Source organism: Haloarcula japonica DSM 6131, assembly GCF_000336635.1.
Lineage (GTDB): Archaea > Halobacteriota > Halobacteria > Halobacteriales > Haloarculaceae > Haloarcula > Haloarcula japonica.
In genome coordinates, this window is record NZ_AOLY01000007.1 from 18,431 (window position 1) to 37,874 (window position 19,444).

19 protein-coding genes are annotated in these 19,444 nt (G+C 63.6%); 14 read left to right on the plus strand and 5 right to left on the minus strand.

Going from position 1 to position 19,444, the window contains the following annotated elements; translation table 11 throughout:
- Nucleotide 1: 1 nt before the first annotated feature.
- Complete coding sequence (locus tag C444_RS03320; protein WP_004590921.1) at nucleotides 2–997, plus strand: NOG1 family protein; 996 nt, start codon at nucleotides 2–4, stop codon at nucleotides 995–997.
- A 247-nt stretch (nucleotides 998–1,244) separates the two neighbouring features.
- Here the strand turns inward: C444_RS03320 and C444_RS03325 are convergent, their stop codons facing one another.
- On the minus strand, nucleotides 1,245–1,958 hold the full coding sequence (locus tag C444_RS03325; protein ID WP_004590922.1) for an SIMPL domain-containing protein: 714 nt from the start codon (nucleotides 1,956–1,958) through the stop codon (nucleotides 1,245–1,247).
- A 61-nt stretch (nucleotides 1,959–2,019) separates the two neighbouring features.
- Complete coding sequence (locus C444_RS03330) at nucleotides 2,020–3,300, minus strand: TIGR00341 family protein (RefSeq protein WP_004590923.1); 1,281 nt, start codon at nucleotides 3,298–3,300, stop codon at nucleotides 2,020–2,022.
- Nucleotides 3,301–3,445: 145 nt separating this feature from the next.
- On the opposite strand from C444_RS03330, the gene engB reads away from it, so the two are divergent.
- The 8 genes from engB to C444_RS03370 all read left to right on the plus strand — a co-directional run bounded on the left by engB (nucleotide 3,446) and on the right by C444_RS03370 (nucleotide 13,130).
- Nucleotides 3,446–4,063, plus strand: coding sequence for a GTP-binding protein EngB (engB, locus tag C444_RS03335; RefSeq protein ID WP_004590924.1), 618 nt, complete (start codon nucleotides 3,446–3,448; stop codon nucleotides 4,061–4,063).
- Nucleotides 4,064–4,312: 249 nt separating this feature from the next.
- Nucleotides 4,313–5,449, plus strand: a complete 1,137-nt coding sequence (locus tag C444_RS03340; RefSeq protein WP_004590925.1) for a hypothetical protein — start codon at nucleotides 4,313–4,315, stop codon at nucleotides 5,447–5,449.
- 395 nt (nucleotides 5,450–5,844) lie between these two features.
- Nucleotides 5,845–7,641, plus strand: a complete 1,797-nt coding sequence (locus C444_RS03345; RefSeq protein WP_004590926.1) for a DNRLRE domain-containing protein — start codon at nucleotides 5,845–5,847, stop codon at nucleotides 7,639–7,641.
- Entirely contained in the window at nucleotides 7,638–8,969 is a 1,332-nt protein-coding gene (locus tag C444_RS03350; RefSeq protein WP_004590927.1) for a cohesin domain-containing protein, read from the plus strand. The genes C444_RS03345 and C444_RS03350 overlap by 4 nt, the downstream gene beginning before the upstream one ends.
- A 472-nt stretch (nucleotides 8,970–9,441) precedes the next feature.
- Nucleotides 9,442–10,326: an NAD(P)H-binding protein gene (locus tag C444_RS03355; protein ID WP_004590928.1), complete on the plus strand. Its 885-nt coding sequence runs from the start codon at nucleotides 9,442–9,444 to the stop codon at nucleotides 10,324–10,326.
- 54 nt (nucleotides 10,327–10,380) lie between these two features.
- Nucleotides 10,381–11,283 carry an NAD-dependent epimerase/dehydratase family protein gene (locus C444_RS03360; RefSeq protein WP_004590929.1) on the plus strand — a complete coding sequence of 301 codons (903 nt, stop codon included), beginning with the start codon at nucleotides 10,381–10,383 and terminating at the stop codon, nucleotides 11,281–11,283.
- A 112-nt stretch (nucleotides 11,284–11,395) separates the two neighbouring features.
- Complete coding sequence (locus C444_RS03365; protein ID WP_004590930.1) at nucleotides 11,396–12,790, plus strand: selenium-binding family protein; 1,395 nt, start codon at nucleotides 11,396–11,398, stop codon at nucleotides 12,788–12,790.
- 22 nt (nucleotides 12,791–12,812) lie between these two features.
- Nucleotides 12,813–13,130: a 2Fe-2S iron-sulfur cluster-binding protein gene (locus C444_RS03370; protein WP_004590931.1), complete on the plus strand. Its 318-nt coding sequence runs from the start codon at nucleotides 12,813–12,815 to the stop codon at nucleotides 13,128–13,130.
- Between the two features lie 20 nt (nucleotides 13,131–13,150).
- On the opposite strand, the gene C444_RS03375 is transcribed toward C444_RS03370, so the two are convergent.
- Nucleotides 13,151–13,375, minus strand: a complete 225-nt coding sequence (locus tag C444_RS03375; protein ID WP_004590932.1) for a hypothetical protein — start codon at nucleotides 13,373–13,375, stop codon at nucleotides 13,151–13,153.
- Between the two features lie 39 nt (nucleotides 13,376–13,414).
- Nucleotides 13,415–14,482 (minus strand): zinc-dependent alcohol dehydrogenase family protein, encoded by a 1,068-nt coding sequence (locus tag C444_RS03380; RefSeq protein WP_004590933.1) that lies wholly within the window; start codon nucleotides 14,480–14,482, stop codon nucleotides 13,415–13,417.
- Between the two features lie 101 nt (nucleotides 14,483–14,583).
- On the opposite strand from C444_RS03380, the gene C444_RS03385 reads away from it, so the two are divergent.
- Nucleotides 14,584–14,916, plus strand: a complete 333-nt coding sequence (locus tag C444_RS03385; protein WP_004590934.1) for a hypothetical protein — start codon at nucleotides 14,584–14,586, stop codon at nucleotides 14,914–14,916.
- A 61-nt stretch (nucleotides 14,917–14,977) separates the two neighbouring features.
- Entirely contained in the window at nucleotides 14,978–16,306 is a 1,329-nt protein-coding gene (locus tag C444_RS03390) for a M28 family peptidase (RefSeq protein ID WP_004590935.1), read from the plus strand.
- Nucleotides 16,307–16,771: 465 nt separating this feature from the next.
- Here C444_RS03390 and C444_RS03395 read toward each other — a convergent pair whose 3' ends face one another.
- Nucleotides 16,772–17,455, minus strand: coding sequence for a hypothetical protein (locus tag C444_RS03395; protein ID WP_004590936.1), 684 nt, complete (start codon nucleotides 17,453–17,455; stop codon nucleotides 16,772–16,774).
- A gap of 237 nt (nucleotides 17,456–17,692) precedes the next feature.
- Between C444_RS03395 and C444_RS03400 the strand changes: the two genes are divergently transcribed.
- From C444_RS03400 to C444_RS03410, 3 genes are all read left to right on the plus strand, one after another.
- A complete protein-coding gene (locus C444_RS03400) occupies nucleotides 17,693–17,983 on the plus strand; it encodes a hypothetical protein (protein ID WP_004590937.1) in 291 nt (96 codons plus the stop codon).
- 228 nt (nucleotides 17,984–18,211) lie between these two features.
- Nucleotides 18,212–18,661 (plus strand): 6-pyruvoyl trahydropterin synthase family protein, encoded by a 450-nt coding sequence (locus tag C444_RS03405; RefSeq protein ID WP_004590938.1) that lies wholly within the window; start codon nucleotides 18,212–18,214, stop codon nucleotides 18,659–18,661.
- Nucleotides 18,661–19,443: a 7-carboxy-7-deazaguanine synthase QueE gene (locus tag C444_RS03410; protein ID WP_004590939.1), complete on the plus strand. Its 783-nt coding sequence runs from the start codon at nucleotides 18,661–18,663 to the stop codon at nucleotides 19,441–19,443. The genes C444_RS03405 and C444_RS03410 overlap by 1 nt, the downstream gene beginning before the upstream one ends.
- Nucleotide 19,444: the final 1 nt, after the last annotated feature.

The window sequence follows — 19,444 nt, forward strand, 5'->3', positions numbered from 1 at the left end:
TATGAGCCATCCCTTCGAGGGTCTGCCGACGACGCCTACCGCCGAGGAGCTCGTGGACAAAGCCTTCTCGCGGGCGTCGCGCGCCGGCGGGGCCAAGGACGGGAACGAAGCCCAGCAGTCGATGCTGATGACGGCGTCGAACATCGCCTCCGACAACATGGAGAACGTGGTGACCGCGTGGCCGACGATTGACGACCTCGACCCATTCTACGTCGAACTCGCCGACGCGGTTGTCGGCGAGGCCTACCCCGCGGACGACGACCCCGGTATCGACGCGCTGAAACAGCACCTTTCGGAGATCTCGTGGGCCGCAGACAAGGTCGTCGAGATCCGGCAGGAGTACGAGAGCCGCGTCGCCCGCGGCGATATCGACACCGCCCGGAAGCTCCGCAAGCAGGCCTTCGCCCGTATCGCCGACGTCGTCGAGGAAGTCGAAGACGACCTCGCCGCCGTCTCGACCGCACACAACGCCCTCAAAGACATCCCCGACATCCGCCCGGACGAGCCAGCTATCGTCGTCGCCGGCTACCCCAACGTCGGCAAGTCGTCGTTCGTCAACCGCGTCACGCGGGCCGACAACGAGATCGCCTCGTACCCGTTCACGACGACACAGATCCGCGTCGGTCACTTCGAGGACCAGCGGATTCGCTACCAGCTCGTCGACACGCCCGGCCTGCTCGACCGCCCGCCGGAGGACCGCAACGAGATCGAGTCACAGGCCGTGAGCGCGCTCGAACACCTCGCCGACGCGGTTCTCGTGTTCATCGACCCAAGTGGCGAGTGTGGCTATCCGCTCGCGGACCAGCTGGAACTGCGCAACGACATCGAAGCCCGCTTCGACGTGCCGGTGCTGACCATCGCGAACAAGAGCGATCTCTCGACGGACGTGGAGGCCGACCACTACATGAGCGTCACCGAAGACGACAACGTCGACGGCGTGTTGCAGGCCGCTATCGACGCTGTGGATTACGAACTCGAACTGCCGTTTGACGAGTAGCGAGACATAGCGAGACGCCGACCAGCGGGAGGCGTCTCGTAGACTCCGAGCGGGGAGCACAGCGACCCGCGAGGGCTGTGATTGCTATCTGAATAAACCGCCGACCAGCGGGAGGCGTCTCGTAGACTCCGAGCGGGGAGCACAGCGACCCGCGAGGACTGCGGTCGCCATCGCGGGGGCTGTCGTCACCGGCAGATGGCATGTCGAAACGGCCGAACAAGGAACCGCGATGGTGAGTAAGGACGGCTTATTCTAGTTCGTACGTGACACTGACCGAGGCGTCAACAGTGACTTCACCGGGTTGGATGGTCGTTCGTCCGCCGGCATCACTGGCGGTCATCGCTTCCGCGTACACGACGGGGCGGCCGTGGTCGCTGGTCTGGACCGTGACAGCGTCACCGACGGAGCGATCCTCCGCAGTGGCGACGACTTCAGCGTCCGTCCGGGCATTGTCCATAGCGGTCGTCAGGGCTTCTTCACGGGCGTCCTGTCGCGTCTCTTCGCTCAGGGAGTAGCGCACACCCTCAACGCGGTCCGCACCGGCGTCGACGGCGGCATCGATGAGTGTCCCGGCAGTCGAAACGTTGCTCGTTTCGGCCTCGACGGTATGGATCGCCACGTAGCCGACCTGTTCGCGGCCCTCTCTACTCTCCTCGTACTCGGGGCGTATCTGGAACCGCGAGGAAGTCACGTCTGCGCCCTCGTCTTCCAGCGCCGACGTGATGGCGTCGGCGTCGCCGGTGAGGTTGTTGCGTGCCGCTTCGGCGGTCTCACCGCGGCCCACCGCGGCGACGGTGACAGTTGCACGGTCGGGCGCGCGTTCGACGGTGGCGTCGGCGTTGACGCTCACAGTCGAGTTCGATGACGACGCGACGGCTCCGGTGTCCGCGAGTGCGAACCCGACGCCACCGGCGACGAGCAGTACAAGTACGCCAGCGATTGCGAGTGGTCGTGATACCATATCATCCGTAACACGCCCGGCCCTATTTATGTCATCGAACGGTAAAAGTCGGTTTTGAGCGTCAGCCGTTCCGCTCGACGGTGACGTAGTGGACTTCCGTCGCGACATCTCGACCGGCCGCGTCGTCGGCCACGGTATCGATCTGGTCAGCAAGCAACGGCTGCTCCGTGTCCGGCGGCAAGCCGACGGTGACAACGATACGGCGCGGCTGTTGGAAGATCGCAGTGTTCGTCGACTCGACTTCGACCGACAGGACACTCGCCGGCGGATCGATGCTCTCCTCAATGCCCTCGCGGATGTCCGACTCCGTCGCCGCTCGTTGGTAGGAATCCAGCGTCACGCCGCCCAAAAACGCCGAAAGGACGAGTATCGACACGGCGAGAACGCCGATCCGTTTGACGGTCGCCGACCGGGCGTCGCTCTCCCGGAACCAGTGCTCCGGGCGGTAGCCCTGGTACCAGAGCCCGACCAGCACCGCGAGGTTGATCGAGAGGACGTTCACCAGCAGGAGCACGGCTGACCCGAGACTGACGAGCGGCTGGCCCCACGCGATGCCGATGCCGACCGTGGCCGCCGGCGGGATGAGTGCGACAGCAATCATGACGCCGACGAGCGCCGTCGAGACACCACTGGTGAGGCTGACGACGCCGGCCGCGCCAGCACCGAGCGCGACGACCAGCGAGAGGAAATCGGGGGCGACTCGCTCGCGTATCTGACCGACCGAGGTCACGTCGGCGAGCGGCGGAATGACGTTGGCATACTGGACGAGCAACGCAAATACGGTCGCGCTTGCGATGGCAAGTCCGAGCCCGATAGCCTGGAGTTTGACGCCACGGGCGAACATCTCGTGGTCGTCGACGACGGTGCCGACGTTGGCAGTCATCGCCGGGCCGATGAGCGGAGCGATGACCATCGAGCCGACGACGACAGCCGGGGAATCGAGCAGGAGCCCCGCAGTCGCGATAATCGCGCTGATGACGGTCATCAGCGCGTAGTTCGACATCGACGGCGCGAGATCGTTTGCCTTCGACGTGAGTTCTTCCCGGGCGATGCGGTCCTCGTCTTCCTCCTCGGCGTACGTCTCCTCCAGTTCCTCGAACTGGCTAGAGATGACAGTGTTCGCGTCCACGACGACTGTGTAGCCGTCGTCGTTGATGCCGACATCCCGCAACTCTTCGAGGACAGGTTCGAGTGCGTTTGTCGGGACCGGAAAGGTAACCACGGCGGTGAACTCCCGCCCGCTCGTCTCGTCGGTGAGTACGTAATCGATGCCCTCGTCAGCTAACACACCTAAAACGGCATCACGCTTCCCGGTCGGAATCAGTAGCTGTACCAGCCGCACGGCTCTCGGTGGGGCCGCCGAGGATAAAAAGGCGGCTAGTCAGCGGGTCTCAGGTGCGGGGCTGAAAGGCACACGGCTATTGTTCCGGAATCGTCGGTCCCCGCTAAACGGACGCGCTTTTCCCCGCTGGCGGAGTACACGGGGTATGTTCGAATCACGACCGGACCGGGACGCCGAGGTGGTGCTCATCGGTCGGTCAAACGTCGGGAAATCGACGTTGATGCGCGAGATAACGGGCCACACGTTCGACACGGGCCAGCGGCCCGGCGTCACGCGTTCGCCAAATCACTTCGACTGGGCCAGCGCCGACTTCGTCATCAGTGACCTCCCCGGCTTCGGGTACATGAAGGGCGTCCCAGAGGACGTCCGCGAGGAAATCAAGACTGACGTGGTCCAGTACGTCGAGCGGAACGCCGAGCATATTCTCGTCGGTATTCTCGTCGTGGACGGCAAGTCGGTCATCGACATCATCGACCGCCACTCCGGTCCCGACGAAATCCCCCACGACGTGGAGATGTTTCACTTCCTCCGGGAGGTCGGCGTCGAACCGGTCGTCGCCGTCAACAAGATGGACAAGGTCGACGACACGGATGAGCGCCTGAATGAACTCTGTGATCGGCTCGGACTGCACCCGCCGTGGCAGCAGTGGCAGGAAACTATCGCACCGATCAGCGCAAAGCGGGGCTCCACCGAGCCGCTGAACGAGGCCGTCCGACACCACCTCCACGAGGTCCAGCGGGACGACCTGTTTCAGTTCTTTTAACCGGCTAAACCGTTCATAACCCAGCCTTACGCAAAATTCCACGGTGTAACAGCAGGGCGCCGGCGTTTACCATCATGCTTTGTCTCGGCATGTATGTGCTACTTTCGAGAACTAATTATTCATTAGTAGTGAACCGCGGTATATTGTCGCATATATAACAATATGCAGTAACCGCGTACAGACGGGAACGATGAGTCAGATGATTGTCTATCTTGGTCCGACACCGGGCCAGCATCTATCGAGGTGGCTATGAACCAACGTTCGTATGACTTCTTCGGCGACGTTGTCGTAACGGTTCTCGGGGACGGCGGGCGGACGAGCCGGCAATACCGGAGGATGTATGACCAGTTCGAGACCGATACACCTGCGAACGACCCAGATATCGTCATCGAGGAGACGACCGAGGCGGTCCACGCGGAGGTCGTTCTCGGTAGCCCCGACGACCACTATGCCTGGACCGGTGACGAGTTCGTCATCCGAAACGGGGCGGACTTCATGGCGGTCTCGCCGGGCTGGCAGCATATCCGAGTGACGCGCGGCTTTGAGCCGTTTTACTCCATCTATCCGGTCGAATTCCACATTCGACAGCAGCGGGCTGCGCGACAGCAGGCCCTGATACACGCCTCGGGCGTGCGACTCGACGGCCGGACGACGCTGTTCCCGGCCTGGCGTGGAGCCGGGAAGACCAATACCCTGCTGTCACTGTTGCGCGAGGGCGCGGACTTCCTCTCCGATGATCGACTCTGGGTCGGCGCGGATGGCACGGCTGTCGGCTACCCGCTCGGTGTGAACCTCCAACCGTTCAATATCGAGTCGTTCCCCGAAATAAAACGACAGCATGACACAGAGCGGGACCGGCTGCGTAGTGAGCTTCACGGAGTTATCGATGAGCGAGTCGATAGAGCCGGTTCGTTTCCGGAAACAGTGCTCAACTTCCTGAACGAGACGTTTCTCGGCGACGATAGCCGGAGTTTCACGAGTATCTCGGACCTGTATCCACGTTCGGAACATGTCGACAAATCGACAGTCGACAACGTCGTGTTCCTCCAGGCCACGCCAAACGCCGACACAGTCACTGTGGAAGGCATCTCGACCGACACCGCGATGTCGGCCACGTCGTCGATCTGTAACTTCGAATGGGACGGACGGCTCAGGGAATACTTCCACGCCTACGATTCACTCGTTGACGACGGCTCGATGGTCGCCACCCTCGATGCGGTCGTCGAACAGGAGCGGGCGACGTTCCGGGAACTGTTCGACGATGTCGCGACCTACCGCGCACACATCCCCCGAAAACGGAACTGGGGCGACCACAACCTCGACACCGCCATCGTCGAGGCCGTCAAATCGCTTGACTCGCCGCGCGTGATCAAGGCGATGGATTGAGCCGAGTATCGTATATGCGTCGTGAAAACGGAATGAAACCGCGATCCCAGCCGAGAGTGACAGTGAGCCCTTAGCTATGCGTCGGTGGATAGTTGCGACAAAGAGTCCCTATCGCGAGAGCGCCGAAAAACAACAGCATACTCGCAGTAACCGAGCAATAACTAATCGCCGTCCTGCGAACGGGTCTGTGTTCGAGAGCCTAGAAATGTATCGACCATATGCCGAGACTGCCGGCCGATGGCAGACGCGACGGTGCCATCGTAGCGGCCGAGACAACGGATGGACCACAGGGAAGCGGCCGGGTTGTGCCCTGACTCATCGCAGGATCTGTGCCGGGTGTGAGTATGGACAGTAGCGACAGGTTCGAACGGTCGGCCACTACGACAAGACGAAGGGTGCTCAAAGCTGCTGGTGCTGGCGTCGGCCTCACTGCGCTGGGAACCACTGCCAGTACCGGCCAGCAGACGGACTACTGGACGGTCGTTGCACTGCCGGACACACAAGTGTACGCCAAAGAGGGGACGCCCTACGGCAAGGACCAGACGCAGTGGATCGCCGACAACGCGGACGCCGAAAACATCGCGTTCGTCAGCCACGAAGGCGATGTGGTCGACCACGGTGACGACGACGCGGAGTGGCAGTATATGGATGAGGCCATGTCCACGCTCGACGGGGTGGTCCCCTACGCCACCGTGACTGGCAACCACGACTACGCGACGCTGTGGGATCGGAATTCCTCTGTTGCCAACTACAAGGAGTACTTCGGCCTCTCGCGGTACGACGGCCGGGACTGGTTCGGCGGGGCGGGCCCGACCAACGGTGATGAAGGTCGGGATAACCTCAGCACCTATCAGCTGTTTTCGGCCGGCGGCTACGACTTCCTCCATCTCGCCCTGGAGTGGGAGCCGCCGGGAACGGTGGACGACCCGTCGACAACGTTGGGGTGGGCACAGAGCGTTCTCGACCGGTATCCGAACCGGGCGACGATACTCACGACGCACTCGTATCTCCGTGACGAGCCCCAGCAACGGACACGGGAATTGCAGGAGGCCAGCAAGGTCGGGAATACGGGCCGGACCGTCTGGGAGAACCTCGTCTCACCGAACGGCCAGATATTCATGGTTCTCTGTGGTCACTGGCACGATGGGACGGGCAAGAGCGGCGGGGAGGCCCATCAGGTGTCGACGAACGATGCAGGCTCGTCAGTGTACGAGCTACTTGCGAACTACCAGTTCCGAGACGACGGCGGGCACGGCCTGCTTCGCCGCATCGAGTTCCGTCCGGGAGACGGTTCTGACGCGCCGGACCGGATCCAGATCCGGACGTACTCGCCGAGTACCGACGAGGAACAGACCGACAGCGACTCGCAGTTCGGGTTCGATATCGACTTTGACGCCCGATTCGGGTCGTCGCCCGGGACGCCGGAACCAACGGAAACACCCGAGACGCCAGACGGACCGACGGCGACGTTCCAGCAGCGGACGGATGGCTACAGCGGCACGACTGACACGATGATACGCGCTGCTGAGCCGGAGACGAGCTACGGCACCGCTGAGACACTATCTATCGGTGGCAGTGACCCGGAGGGGTCGGGCAGTAGCACACAAGCACTCCTCCGGTTCGATGGTATCATCGGTACAGACAGCGGGCAGATACCGCCCGGGTCGGACGTGAAACAGGCCACTGTAGCGCTTGAAACGTCGGGCGAGGGGGATGGCGCGGCGGTCCATCGACTGCGAACGGACTGGAGCGCCGATTCGACGTGGGCGTCGCTGGACGGCGGCGTCCAGACGGACGGCTCCCAGGCCGTCACCGATGCGGTCACACGAACCGGCGCGGTAGAGACAGGTAAGAGTTCGATTGATGTGACGGCGAGCGTGGAAGCATGGGCAAACGGCGCACAGAACGCCGGGTGGGTATTTCGCCCGCTCGGGAACGACGGCTGGGATATCCAGAGTGCCGACAGCGACGTACCACCGACCCTGACTGTCAGCTACACCCCTGGAGAAACCGTGGCCGGCGACGCCGACGGCGACGGTGACGTCGACACTGATGATGTAGACCGGATCCAGCGGTCAGTTGCCGGCGAGGACGGTAACATCGACCGGGACGCAGCAGACGTCGATGGCGACGGTGACGTCGACATCGGTGATGCTGTTTCCGCCCGGAACCTGGCGGAGGGGAATCAATGAGGGCGGGCCGAACGATTGTTGTCGCCGTCGCCCTGACGGTCGTAGTCGGGACGCTCCCGATGGCGGTCGCCGCACTGGCACCGGGGTCTGCGAGCACGATCTCGGTCGGTACCACCGTCTCAGAAACGTCGGGCGACGGGGTCGCCGTTGCCCCCGGTGAAACGGTCACTGTACAGGTCTGGACCAACGCAACAGCGGTGCGTGGCTACCAGACCAATATCACGTTCGACCCTACCATCGCGGATATCGACAGCGTTGCCGGCAGCGACGACTTCGACGACCCCGTTACAAACGTGAACAACGAGGCCGGCTGGGTTGCGTTCAATCAGCTCCGGCCCGGCGAGACGGACGATCCTGTTCTCGCCGAAATCACGCTCACAGTCCCCGAAAATGCGTCTGGGTCCACACAGCTCACCTTCGTCGGCGCGGACACGAAACTGTCCGACAGCGACGGCGAGACTGTCACACCCGAAGCCTACAACAGTATTGAGCTACGCGTCGACACCGGTTCGTCGACTCCAACAGACACCACGACACCGTCGGGAACGGACACGCCAACGGCTACGGAAACAGCAACCGGTACTGCTGGCGGAGCAGGAAACGATACTGACAGCTCTGATGGCAGCAGCGACGGCGGTAACAACGATACTGATGATGATAGCAACGCTAACGACGACGATGATAACAACGGTGGCGGGGGCGGTGGGGGTGGAGGCGGTGCTATCTCCCCACCTGAACCCTCGTTTTCGATCATAAACACGTCGCTCAACAGAACATCGGCCGCGCCTGGACAGTCGGTCATGGTGTCCGGAACCATCGAGAATGATGGCGACGATGACGGGACGTTCGAGGCGCGTGTCTACGATAACGGAACGGTGACGGGGGCGAATGCAAGCCTCGAAATCCCGGAGGGAGAACAGCGTCAGGTGAACCTCACAGTCCGGTTCAACTCATCCGGTGTCCACGCCGTGAAACTCAACACAACCAATGTGGGTAACGTGACTGTTCGAGCGGCCAACGGCACCACGAATGGGACGATGAACGCAACTAGAAACGAGACAACAAATGGGACAGCAACTGCGACTGTCTCACCGACATCAGATTCGACAGCGTCGGCCACTGTACCCGATACTGGGACGGCCACTGCATCGCAGACTACTGCACAGACAACAGCATCGGACACTGGGACCGGCACGACAACGTCCGTCTCAGAGACGCGGGCGACAACAACGGACGGCTCCGGCCCCGGATTCAGTCTCGCCGCTGTTGTCGTCTCGCTATCGCTGTTGCTTGGCTGGCTCGGCTATCGCCGGGACGGGGTACAGTGAGTCGCGGCTACAGAGAGGCAGTCGTTTCCACCACAGGCTGCCCGGCGGAAACCTCAGCCCGAAAGCGGGCGGTACGACAGCCGGTTTTCGGAGAAAGCATGCCTACGAGAAAAGACCAAACGACCGTGCCGATAGGGTGAGAAGGTCGCGTATCCGCAACAGCACCCGTATATAACCAGGACCAAGCTCGCAATCCGCCAGGTCAACGCCGAACATATTCTACAAGAGTGACGCTGTCACCACCCCGCGAAATTCTACATGCCGAAGAACTGCTATGACTCACCGCCCGTGCAACGAACCTGCCGAGCGATAGCGAACCCGGGTTTTACCAGCGGTGAGCGAACCGGCAGCGAGAAGTCACGTCGTCACGAAAGACGTGAGCGCCACTCGACCTGTTTCTCACGGCTCCGTCGACTGTCACAGCACGGAATCGCCGCAACGTCCTTGGGGTTCCGACACAAGGTACGAGTGTATGCGTGTGCTCGTTGTGGGTGCGACCGGATTTATCGGACAGCGACTGGTCCGCACCCTGGACGACGCAGGCCACGACGTAGTGGCGTTCTCTCGGAGCGCGAGTGAGGAATCTTTTCCCGATGGCGTCGAGCCGTTCGAGGGCGACCTTGGCGAACCGGACTCCCTCGACGGCCTCTGTGACGGTATCGATGTCGCGTACTACCTCATTCACTCGCTCACCTCGGAGAACTTCGCTGAGCTGGACCGGCGCTACGCCCGTCGATTCGCCGACATAGCGTCGGCGTCGGATGTCGACCGTGTCGTCTATCTCAGTGGTATCAGCGGTGACGAGGAGAATCTCTCGCCCCATCTGGCGTCGCGGCGCGAAGTCGAATCGGTGCTTGCGGAGGGGTCGTTCGACCTGACAGTACTCCGGGCGGCGGTCATCATCGGCCCGGAGAGCGCGAGCTTTCGGATCGTCGACGACCTGACCGACCGTTTGCCGCTGATGCTCGTCCCCAAGTGGGTCCGAACGCCGTGTCAGCCCATCGGTGTCGACGACGCGATTAGCTACCTCGTGGCGTTACTCGACGCTGACGAGACTCGCGGCGAGACCTACGACATCGGCGGGCCATCGGTGTGGTCATACGAGTCACTGCTGAAGCTCACCGCGTCGGAAAAGGGCAAGCGGGTGTTTATCGTTGCCGTGCCGGTGATGACGCCGGGGCTGTCCTCGCACTGGCTCCGCTTCACGACAGACGTGCAGTACGCCATCGCCCGGCCGCTGGCAGAGAGTATGCGGAACCCGGTCACGGTCGACCCGGAAATGGACCTGCAGGACGTCGTACCGATCGACCAAACGCCGATCAAGGACGCCGTTCGGCGGTCGCTGATGGAGTCGTAGGCGGCGACCGGCCCCTGCGGGACTGTTTTGGGGCTGTGCAGTGCAGACGTAGGTATGCCCGAATCGGTCGCCGTCACTGGTGGCAACGGCCGTGTCGGCCAGCACGTCCTCGAACACCTGACCGCACAGGGGTATCGAACGGTCAACCTCTCCCGTGGGAAACAGGAGGAAGACCATTCGGACGCATATGTCAGGACCGACATGCTGGATGCGGGTGAGGTCTACGGGGCACTCGCAAAATCCGACGCCGATGCGGTCGTCCATCTCGGGATGATTCCCACGCCCGACCACACGCCGGGATACCGGACCTACGAGAGCAACGTCATGTCCAGCTATCACGTGCTGGAGGCCGCCGGCAAACTGGGTGTCGATACGGTTGCCCTGGCGTCGAGTTTCAGCGCTATCGGCGGTGGGTTCGAACCGGACCCCATCGCGGTTGACTACCTCCCGATTGACGAGGACCACCGCCTCACGCCGTCGAACCCGTATGCAATGGGGAAACAGGCACTGGAGATCGCTGCCGACGGGTTCGCCCGCCGGAGCACAGACGCGCCGGACACTATCACGTCGCTTCGGCTTCCGTGGGTCGTCGACGACGACCTGGCCCGAGAGACCTTCGTCGCGCCAGACCGGACACTCGCCGGGTCTCGGGCGTCAACGAACTTCCACACCCAACGGAACACGCTGTATGCGTACGTCCACACCACCGACGCGGTTAGGCTCGTCGAGCGGACCGTTGCTGCGTCGTTCGACGGCCACGAACGCATCTGGATCTCGGCACCAGATACGAGCGCCGAGACACCAAGCGCCGAACTCGCGGCGGAACTGTACCCTGATGCTGACTATCAGGGGCCGACAGCCGACGACGAGAACCCGTATGCACCGCTCATCGACACGACGAAAGCCGAGCGGCTGCTCGACTGGGAGCCGACCTGGAGCTGGCGGCAACTGGTGTGAAGCCAGTGGTGGCCCGCACATCGATCCAGACGCCGCCATTACCGCGCCGCATGTAGCGGCCGTTTCATCCGGAACACGTTACTAAAACGGAATGTGTATGTAACTAACATGCATGAGTGACGCAGAGCAGCCAGCTGAGAGTCGGACACACGACCATCACGATCACGACCACGAGGGACCGGGCTATGCCACTCCGCAGGCCGCTATCGAGGAAGCCGAACCCGAACGGACCGCGTACGTGATGGGCCTGCACGTCGGTCAGGACGTCGACGCACCGGACTTCCTGGCTGTCGTCGACGTCGACCCCGACTCCGATACCTACAGCGAAATCGTCAATCGGGTCCAGATGCCGAACAAGGGCGACGAACTCCATCATTTCGGGTGGAACGCCTGCTCCTCCTCGTGCCATATGGAGGGGCTGGAGCGCCGGCATCTCATCATTCCCGGCCAGCGGTCCTCGCGAATTCACATCGTCGACACCAAGGAGCGACGTGATCCTGAACTGACGAAAGTCATCGAACCGGAAGCGGTGTACGACCACGACCTCTCCGCGCCCCACACCGTCCACTGCATCCCCGACGGTGAGATCCTCATCTCCATGCTCGGCGACGCCGACGGCGACCTCCCCGGCGGCTTCCTCGAACTGAACGACGACTTCGAGGTTCAGGGCCGGTGGGACACCCCCGGCGAGATCGAGATGAACTACGACTACTGGTACCAGCCCCGCCAAAACGTGATGCTGTCGACGGAGTGGGCAGCCCCGAAAACCTACTACCCCGGCTTCGATTTGGAGGACGTCGAGGACGGCAAGTACGGTCAGCGGCTCAATTTCTGGGACTGGGCAGCCGGCACCGTTGAGCAAACCATCGACCTCGGCGAGGACGGCCTGATTCCGCTGGAGGCCCGCTTCCTGCACACCCCGGAGAGCACCCACGGCTACGTCGGGGCGGCGCTATCCTCGAACATCATCCACTTTCACGAGTCGGGCGGCGAGTACCACGCCGAACCGGTCATCGAATTCGACGACCGCGAGCACGAGGACTGGGACATGCCGGTGCCGGCACTGGTGACGGACATCCTCATCTCGATGGACGACCGCTACCTGTTCGGGTCGAACTGGCTCCACGGCGAGGTGTGGATGTACGACATCTCGGACCCGAGCAACCCCCGGAAGGCCGATTCCATCTCCGTCGGCGGCTACTTCGGCGACATCCAGCAGATCCAGGGTCGGGACCTGGTTGCTGGCCCGCAGATGCTCCAGCTCTCACTTGACGGCGAGCGCCTCTACTGGACGACCTCGCTGTTTTCCTCGTGGGACAACCAGTTCTTCCCCGAGGAGGCCGAGAACGGCTCGGTGATGCTCAAAGCCGATGTAGACCCGCGGAAGGGAACGATGTCGCTAGACCGGGACTTCCTCGTGGACTTCGGGGATCTCCCAGAGGGGCCGGCCCGTGCCCACGAGATCCGGTGGCCCGACGGGGACTGCACCAGCGACGTGTGGCAATGACGACGCTGCGACCGGGCGGCCGATGACCGAGGTCCTGCTGGAGTGGCAGGACAGCGGGCGAACGGAGACGGTCTCGGTGCCGGACGACGAGACGGTACTCGACGCCGCCGAGGCCGCGGGTGTCTCGCTTCCGTTCGGCTGTCGAACCGGCGCGTGCGGGACCTGTACGGCTCGTCTGCTGTCCGGCGACGTGACCCATCGCCGCCCGCCGCGGGCGCTCAAGGACCGGCATCTGCGGGACGGCTACGTCCTGCTCTGTATCGCCGAGCCGACGACCGACACGCATCTCGCCGTCGGCGCGACGGTGCAGGCCGAACTGGTGCCGAACCCCTGGAAGTAACGCTCCCGTGCCGGATCCGTTCAGCCCGACAGTGCCTGCTGGAGGATCTGTCCCAGAAATCCGATAGCTGGGACGACGAACACCGTCGCGTGGACCCAGGCGTCGTAGGTGATGTCGCCGGGCTTGGTCGCGAGAAACAGGCCGTAGAGGACGACCATCACGACGATCCACAGGGCGGTGATGACAAGGAACGGCACGGCGTCCCGGACCGGCTCGGCGACCGCGTCGCGCAGTGTGTCGGACATGCCCGACTAATCGGACGGACTCGGCAAAAGCGTACCCCGCTACGGCCCGAACTCGCTCACCAGTTCGACGCCGTCGGTTCCGTAGTCGGTCATCGCTGCCAGCCGATCCGAGACCGCATCGAGGCTGACCCGCCGAGTGACCAGTGCGCCCGGGTCGAGCGTCCCGTCGGCGACCAGACGGAGGAGTTCGTCGTACCGGGAGGGCGGCATGCCACGGGACCCCAGCACGTCGATGTCCCAGCGGGTGATCCAGTCGGTCGGCAGCGCTACCTCGCCGCGCTCGGCGTCGGTCGTCAGCCCGACCTGCACGTGCGTGCCCCGTGGGCGGAGGCTCTGGACGCTGTTCCGGCAGGTCTCGGCCCGGCCCAGCGCGTCGACGGACACCTCCGCGCCGCCGTCCGTTTCGTCCTCGATGGCCGCCGGCACGTCCGCGACGGCGCTGGCGTCGACGACTGTGTTCGCGCCCACGTCGCGGGCCATCGCCAGCGGTTCCTCGCGGATGTCGACGGCGACGACGCTCGCGCCCAGCGCCGACGCGATTTGGACCGCCGCCAGTCCGAGGCCGCCACAGCCATGCACCGCGACGCGGTCCCCGGCGGCGATGTCAGCCCGATGAGCCAGCGCGTGGAAGGCCGTGACGTAGCGACAGCCCAGCGCCGCCGCGGCATCGAAGCCGACGCTCTCGGGGAGGCCGACGAGGTTGTAGTCGGCTCGTGGAACGGCGACCTGTTCGGCGAACGCGCCCGGAACGCCGGATTCGAAGCCCAGCGCCCATCCGTCGGTACAGACATTGCCGTGCCCGTTCCGGCAGTAGCCACAGGTCCCGTCGCCGAGGTTGAACGGTACGACGACCCGGTCGCCGGAGGACACTGTCGTCACCTGATCGCCCGTTGCGATGACGCGGCCCGCCGGTTCGTGGCCCAGCACCTGTCCCAGCGGCACGTCGTCGTCGGCCCAGTCGCCGTGGCCCTGCCAGGCGTGCCAGTCGCTCCGGCAGATTCCACATGCCTCGACCGCGACGACGGCCCCGTCCGGGTCCGGCGTCGGGGTGTCCCGGTCCCGGACCGCGAGCGGTTCGCCGTACGCCTCAAGCACTGCTGCGCGCATGGACCGGCTTCGCGCGCCCCTGGCAAAATACCGGGGGACGGCGACCCCGGACTACTGACCGGGAGCCGAGTTTATGTAGCCCTGCGGCCAACTGTCCGATCATGACCCTCCTCCCGATTGTCGCCGCCCTGTTCGTGTCGCCAGCCGTCGCCGCGCTGGTGTACGCTGACGCCAGGCGGCGTGACCTGTCACGGCGGTACCGGACTGCCGCCGCCTCGGTCGTCGGTTTCGCCAGTTTCGCCGGATTTCTGGCCGCGAGCGTCCTCGGTAGTGAGCTCTTTTCGGCGTACTATCGCCTCTTGAACCAACCGGCCATAGCCGTCACGCCGCTCGATCTCCTGTTTTCGCTGCTCCTCTTTGGCTTCGCCATCACTGCACTGGCGGTTCTGGGGTACGGACTCACCAGTCGGTACGGCCCGCTCGCCCCATCGTAATTGCTTCCTCAGTCGCCCGCCGACCCCTAATTTCAAAGCCGGCACGGTCCCACCGAAACGTATGGACGACACTGACTGGATCGGTGAGACGTTCACCAGCACGGTCGGGTGGGACCACCTGGAGACGCTGGTCGACATCGGGAACCGGATGGCGGGTAGCGACGGCGAACGGGTGGCCGCCGAGGCGACCCGGGACGCGCTGGCAGAATTTACTCGCGACGCCCGCCTCTCCGAATTCGGGATACAGGGCTGGGCACGGGGCAACAGCGCCGTCCACGCCGACGGGTCACCGGTCGCGACACAGGCCCACGAGTGTATCGCCTTGCCGCGGTCGCCGACCGACGAGGTGTCCGGCGAACTGGTCGACGTCGGTCACGGGCTTCCGGAGGATTTCGAGGACGCCGACTGCGAGGGCCATATCGTGTTGGCCCGCTCGGATGTGCCTGACTGGTACGACCGGTACATCCACCGGCGGGAGAAGTACTACCACGCCGTCGAGGCCGGCGCAGTCGGGTTCATCTACCGGAATCACGTCGACGGCGTGCTGCCGCCGACCGGGAGCGTCGGGACGGCAGACGCACCCATCGGCGAGATTCCGGCCGTCGGCGTCGCCAGCGAGACGGGCGCACGATTGGCCCGTCGTTACGCGGGCGACGATATCACTCTCAGCGTCGACTGCGAGACGCCCGATGCCACGAGCCAGAACGTCCACGCCGAACTGGGACCTGACACCGACGAGCGCTTGCTGGTGACCAGTCACGTCGACGCCCACGACATCGCGGAGGGGGCGATGGACAACGGGGCCGGAACGGCGATGGTCGTCGAGGTGGCTCGCGCACTGGCCGGTCGCGAGGACGAACTGGAGACACGCGTGGAGTTCGTCGCCTTCGGTGCCGAGGAGGTCGGTCTGGTCGGCTCGAACCGGCTGGCCGACGAAACTGGGCTCGACGACCTAACGGCCGTGCTCAACTTCGACGGCGTCGTGCAGGGTCGCACGCTGAAATGTTACACCCACGGCTTCGACGCGCTATCGGCCGCTGCCGAGGATGTGGCCGACCGCCTCGACCACCCTATCTCGCTCACGCCGGAGCAGGGTCCCCACAGCGACCACTGGCCGTTCGTCCAGCGGGGCGTCCCCGGCTATCACGTGACCAGCGAAACGGGCGGTGAGGGTCGCGGCTGGGGCCACACGCATGCCGATACACTGGACAAACTGGAACCCCGGACGTTCCGCGAGCAGGCCGTCCTCCTGACCGAACTCGCCGTGACGCTTGCAGATAACTCAGTCCAGCCTTCTCACAAAGACCCCGCAGAGATCGCCGATGCGCTCGAAGCCCAGAACCTCGCTGAAGGGATGCGGATTACCGGTGATTGGCCCTTCGATGACTGACGTAACGCCGGTCCCGTCACCGCCACGTTCGACGCCTGCGACCTGTGATAAAGAATTACCAGAATTCTAGTATTTCTTCCCCCGCCTGTGTTCCGGCGTCTTGGTCGCTGAGAATCGACTATAATGATTTACTCAGTATAGAAGTAACATATTCCGTAGGTTATTTACCATATGGGTACATGGAAATCGATGGCAGGTCGATTGGTCTACGTACTGAAGCCCGCACGTGAACGCCGTCACCGGCGTTCGCTGCCAAGCTCCCATGCTATTCGGTCTCGCGGAGTCCGAGGCCGAGCCGACGTGAGTAAACCATCCCTGCCGTCGTCAGTCAACACCAACACCAATACCTGACACAACGGCCGTCCACGTGCCAAGACGGCCGCTGTGTCCACTTTCGGACAATACCTCTGAGGAACACCGACCGGCCGCGTCCTGTGCAAAACAGCACTCAGCGGCAGAACCTCGCTATGACTCGTAAGCCTGTTCTACGTCAGCCTTCGCCGACGGAATGACCTGCTGTTCAGCGCGGCGCATCGACCGCAACGCCTCGTCGGTGAACTCGACATCAAGCGTGGGCAGTGCCCGTGCCAGACCGCCCAGCACCTCGCCGGGGTCGATGCTCAGTTCGAAGGCGAAGGCGTTCTGGTCCTCCTGCAGTGGGACGGAGAACTCGAAGTGCGTCTGGACGATACCCGTCGCTGTCTCCTGGTCGTATGCGTCGGTGACAGCAGTCCAGAAGTCGTCGCTGTCGGCGGCCACCAGCGGTTCGAGGTCTTCGCCGAACGACTGCTGGCGGGCCAGCAGCCGCTCCCGGATCTGGTCTCGTCGGTCGCCACGGACGGTGTCACGGAGCGCGTTCCAGTAGATATCCCGGGCCAGCACTTCGTCAGCATAGGTGTCGAACGCCGCATCAGTGGCGGCGTAATCAAGCACTGGCTCCAGCTGGTCGAGTATCTGTTGCTGGTAGGACTGGAGTTTTGGCCGGACAACGTGGCGTTCTAGCGGGCGGCTGTTGTTCAGCAGTTTGCCTGCAACGCGGCCCCCGCTCGACCCGCGTAGCACGGCTGCCACGTCGAACGCCGCGTACGTCTCGTCGACGAACTGCGAGAGGTAACGTTCGAACTCCCGTTCGACGGCACGTCGTGTCACACCCGACTCTGTGGGCTGCAGTGACCTATCCCTTACGCCGATGTTCGCCAGCGATAGTCGCTTGCGAGACGGGGCGCCGCCCACCGCCGCCGACTGGTGTATTTCCAGGTTCCTTCCGGCCTCCAATATGTGTCCGGATAGTGTTGGTTCGCCGCAACTGTTGTCCGGGGCTTGCGACTCGCTGCTCCACTGTACATCCAACACGACTGTTATCACTGTGCATACCTAACAACGCCTGTGTCCAGAGACCTGCCCAGCGACGTACACGCGGTGCTGACACAACTCGCTGAAGAGGGAGAGACGGCGATCAGCGGCGCGGAGTTCGATACGGCTCGACAGACAGTTGCGACGGCTGAGACGGTCAGCCGCAACAAACTCCCGGAGTGTGAGTTGCGCTCGCAGTTGCTGCACGGCTGCGAGCAAGTGCACACCGCGCTTGATACCGGCCATCCTGACGCTGCCGCCGAGTATTTACGAGCGATGAACCGACGACTTGCAGCCGTCGACGACGGAACAATCTCCGAGTGATCTGGCTAGCACACCAACGCAGAACCGGCTTTGGAGGTTGCTGAGCGCCAGCCCGTGGTGAAAGCTGTTCTCTAGTCGCTGTCTATTTGCTCTCGATACCGTCCGCCACTGCATTCATACTGTCGGACAGTGACTGTTGGACTCCCTTCTGTCTCGGTTCCCGTGTTACCGAGGCACTGGCGGGCCAGCTCCCGTGAGAGTTAAGCCATCGACCGATAATACCGTGGTATGTCTCAGCGACTATCGAAGGCCGAGGACACGCTCGCCGACGCGGGCGAACGTGAACTCGTCGTCGGCGGCGACCGGCCGCTCCGGATCTCTGCGGGCCATCGATTGCTACACCACGACGGGAAATGTTCGCGCCCGCACGGGCACAACTACGAAATCACTGTCCGCGTCACCGGCGAACTCACGGACGACGGGTGGGTCGTCGACAAAGGCGAAATCACGGACGTAGTCGACGAGTGGGATCACCGGTTCCTGCTTGAGACTGGCGACCCGCTGGTCGAGGCGTTCGACGCGAGTGGCGACGGCGATGCCGTGGTGGTCCTCGACCACCCACCAACAGCCGAGGTCATGGCCGCGATACTGGAACAGCGTCTCGCCGACCGCCTCCCGGAGACGGTGTCGGATGTAGCCGTCTCTGTTCGGGAGACGAGCGAACTCTGTATCCGCTGATGCCGGTCGCGAACGACGCGCCCGGGGTCGATATCGAGGGGACCGATGCCGACGCCGAGACGGGCGACCTCCCCATCAACGAGCTGTTCCAGTCCCTCCAGGGCGAGGGCCGACTGGCGGGCGTCCCGAGCGTGTTCGTCCGGACCAGCGGCTGTAATCTGCGGTGCTGGTTCTGTGATTCCTATCATACCTCGTGGGAGCCGACCCACAACTGGGTTACCGTCGACGACGTGCTGGCGGCTATCGAGGAGTACGACGCCGGCCACGTCGTCCTTACCGGCGGCGAACCGCTCATCCACGACGCGAGTGCGGACCTGCTGGAGCGGCTGGCCGACCGGGGCTATCACACGACGGTCGAGACCAACGGGACCGTTGTCCCGAACGCCCCTATCGACCTCGCCAGCGTCAGCCCGAAACTGGCCTCCAGCACGCCGACGGCTGAACGCGACCCCGACGGTGACGGCGAGTGGGCGGACCGCCACGAGGAGCGCCGGCTTGACCTGCCGACGCTGGCCGAACTCGTCGAAACCTACGACACACAACTGAAGTTCGTCGTCACGGGCCGCGAGGACATGGCCGAAATCGAGCGCCTCGTCGAGCGACTCCGCGACGCTGCGTCCACCCGCGTACGTGACGACGACGTGTTACTGATGCCGGAAGGCCAGACGCGCGACCAACTCGAAGCGACCCGGACAGAGGTCGCGGACCTCGCGCTGGAGTACGGCTACCGGTACACGCCACGGCTTCACGTCGACCTCTGGAACGACGCACCGGGAACCTGAC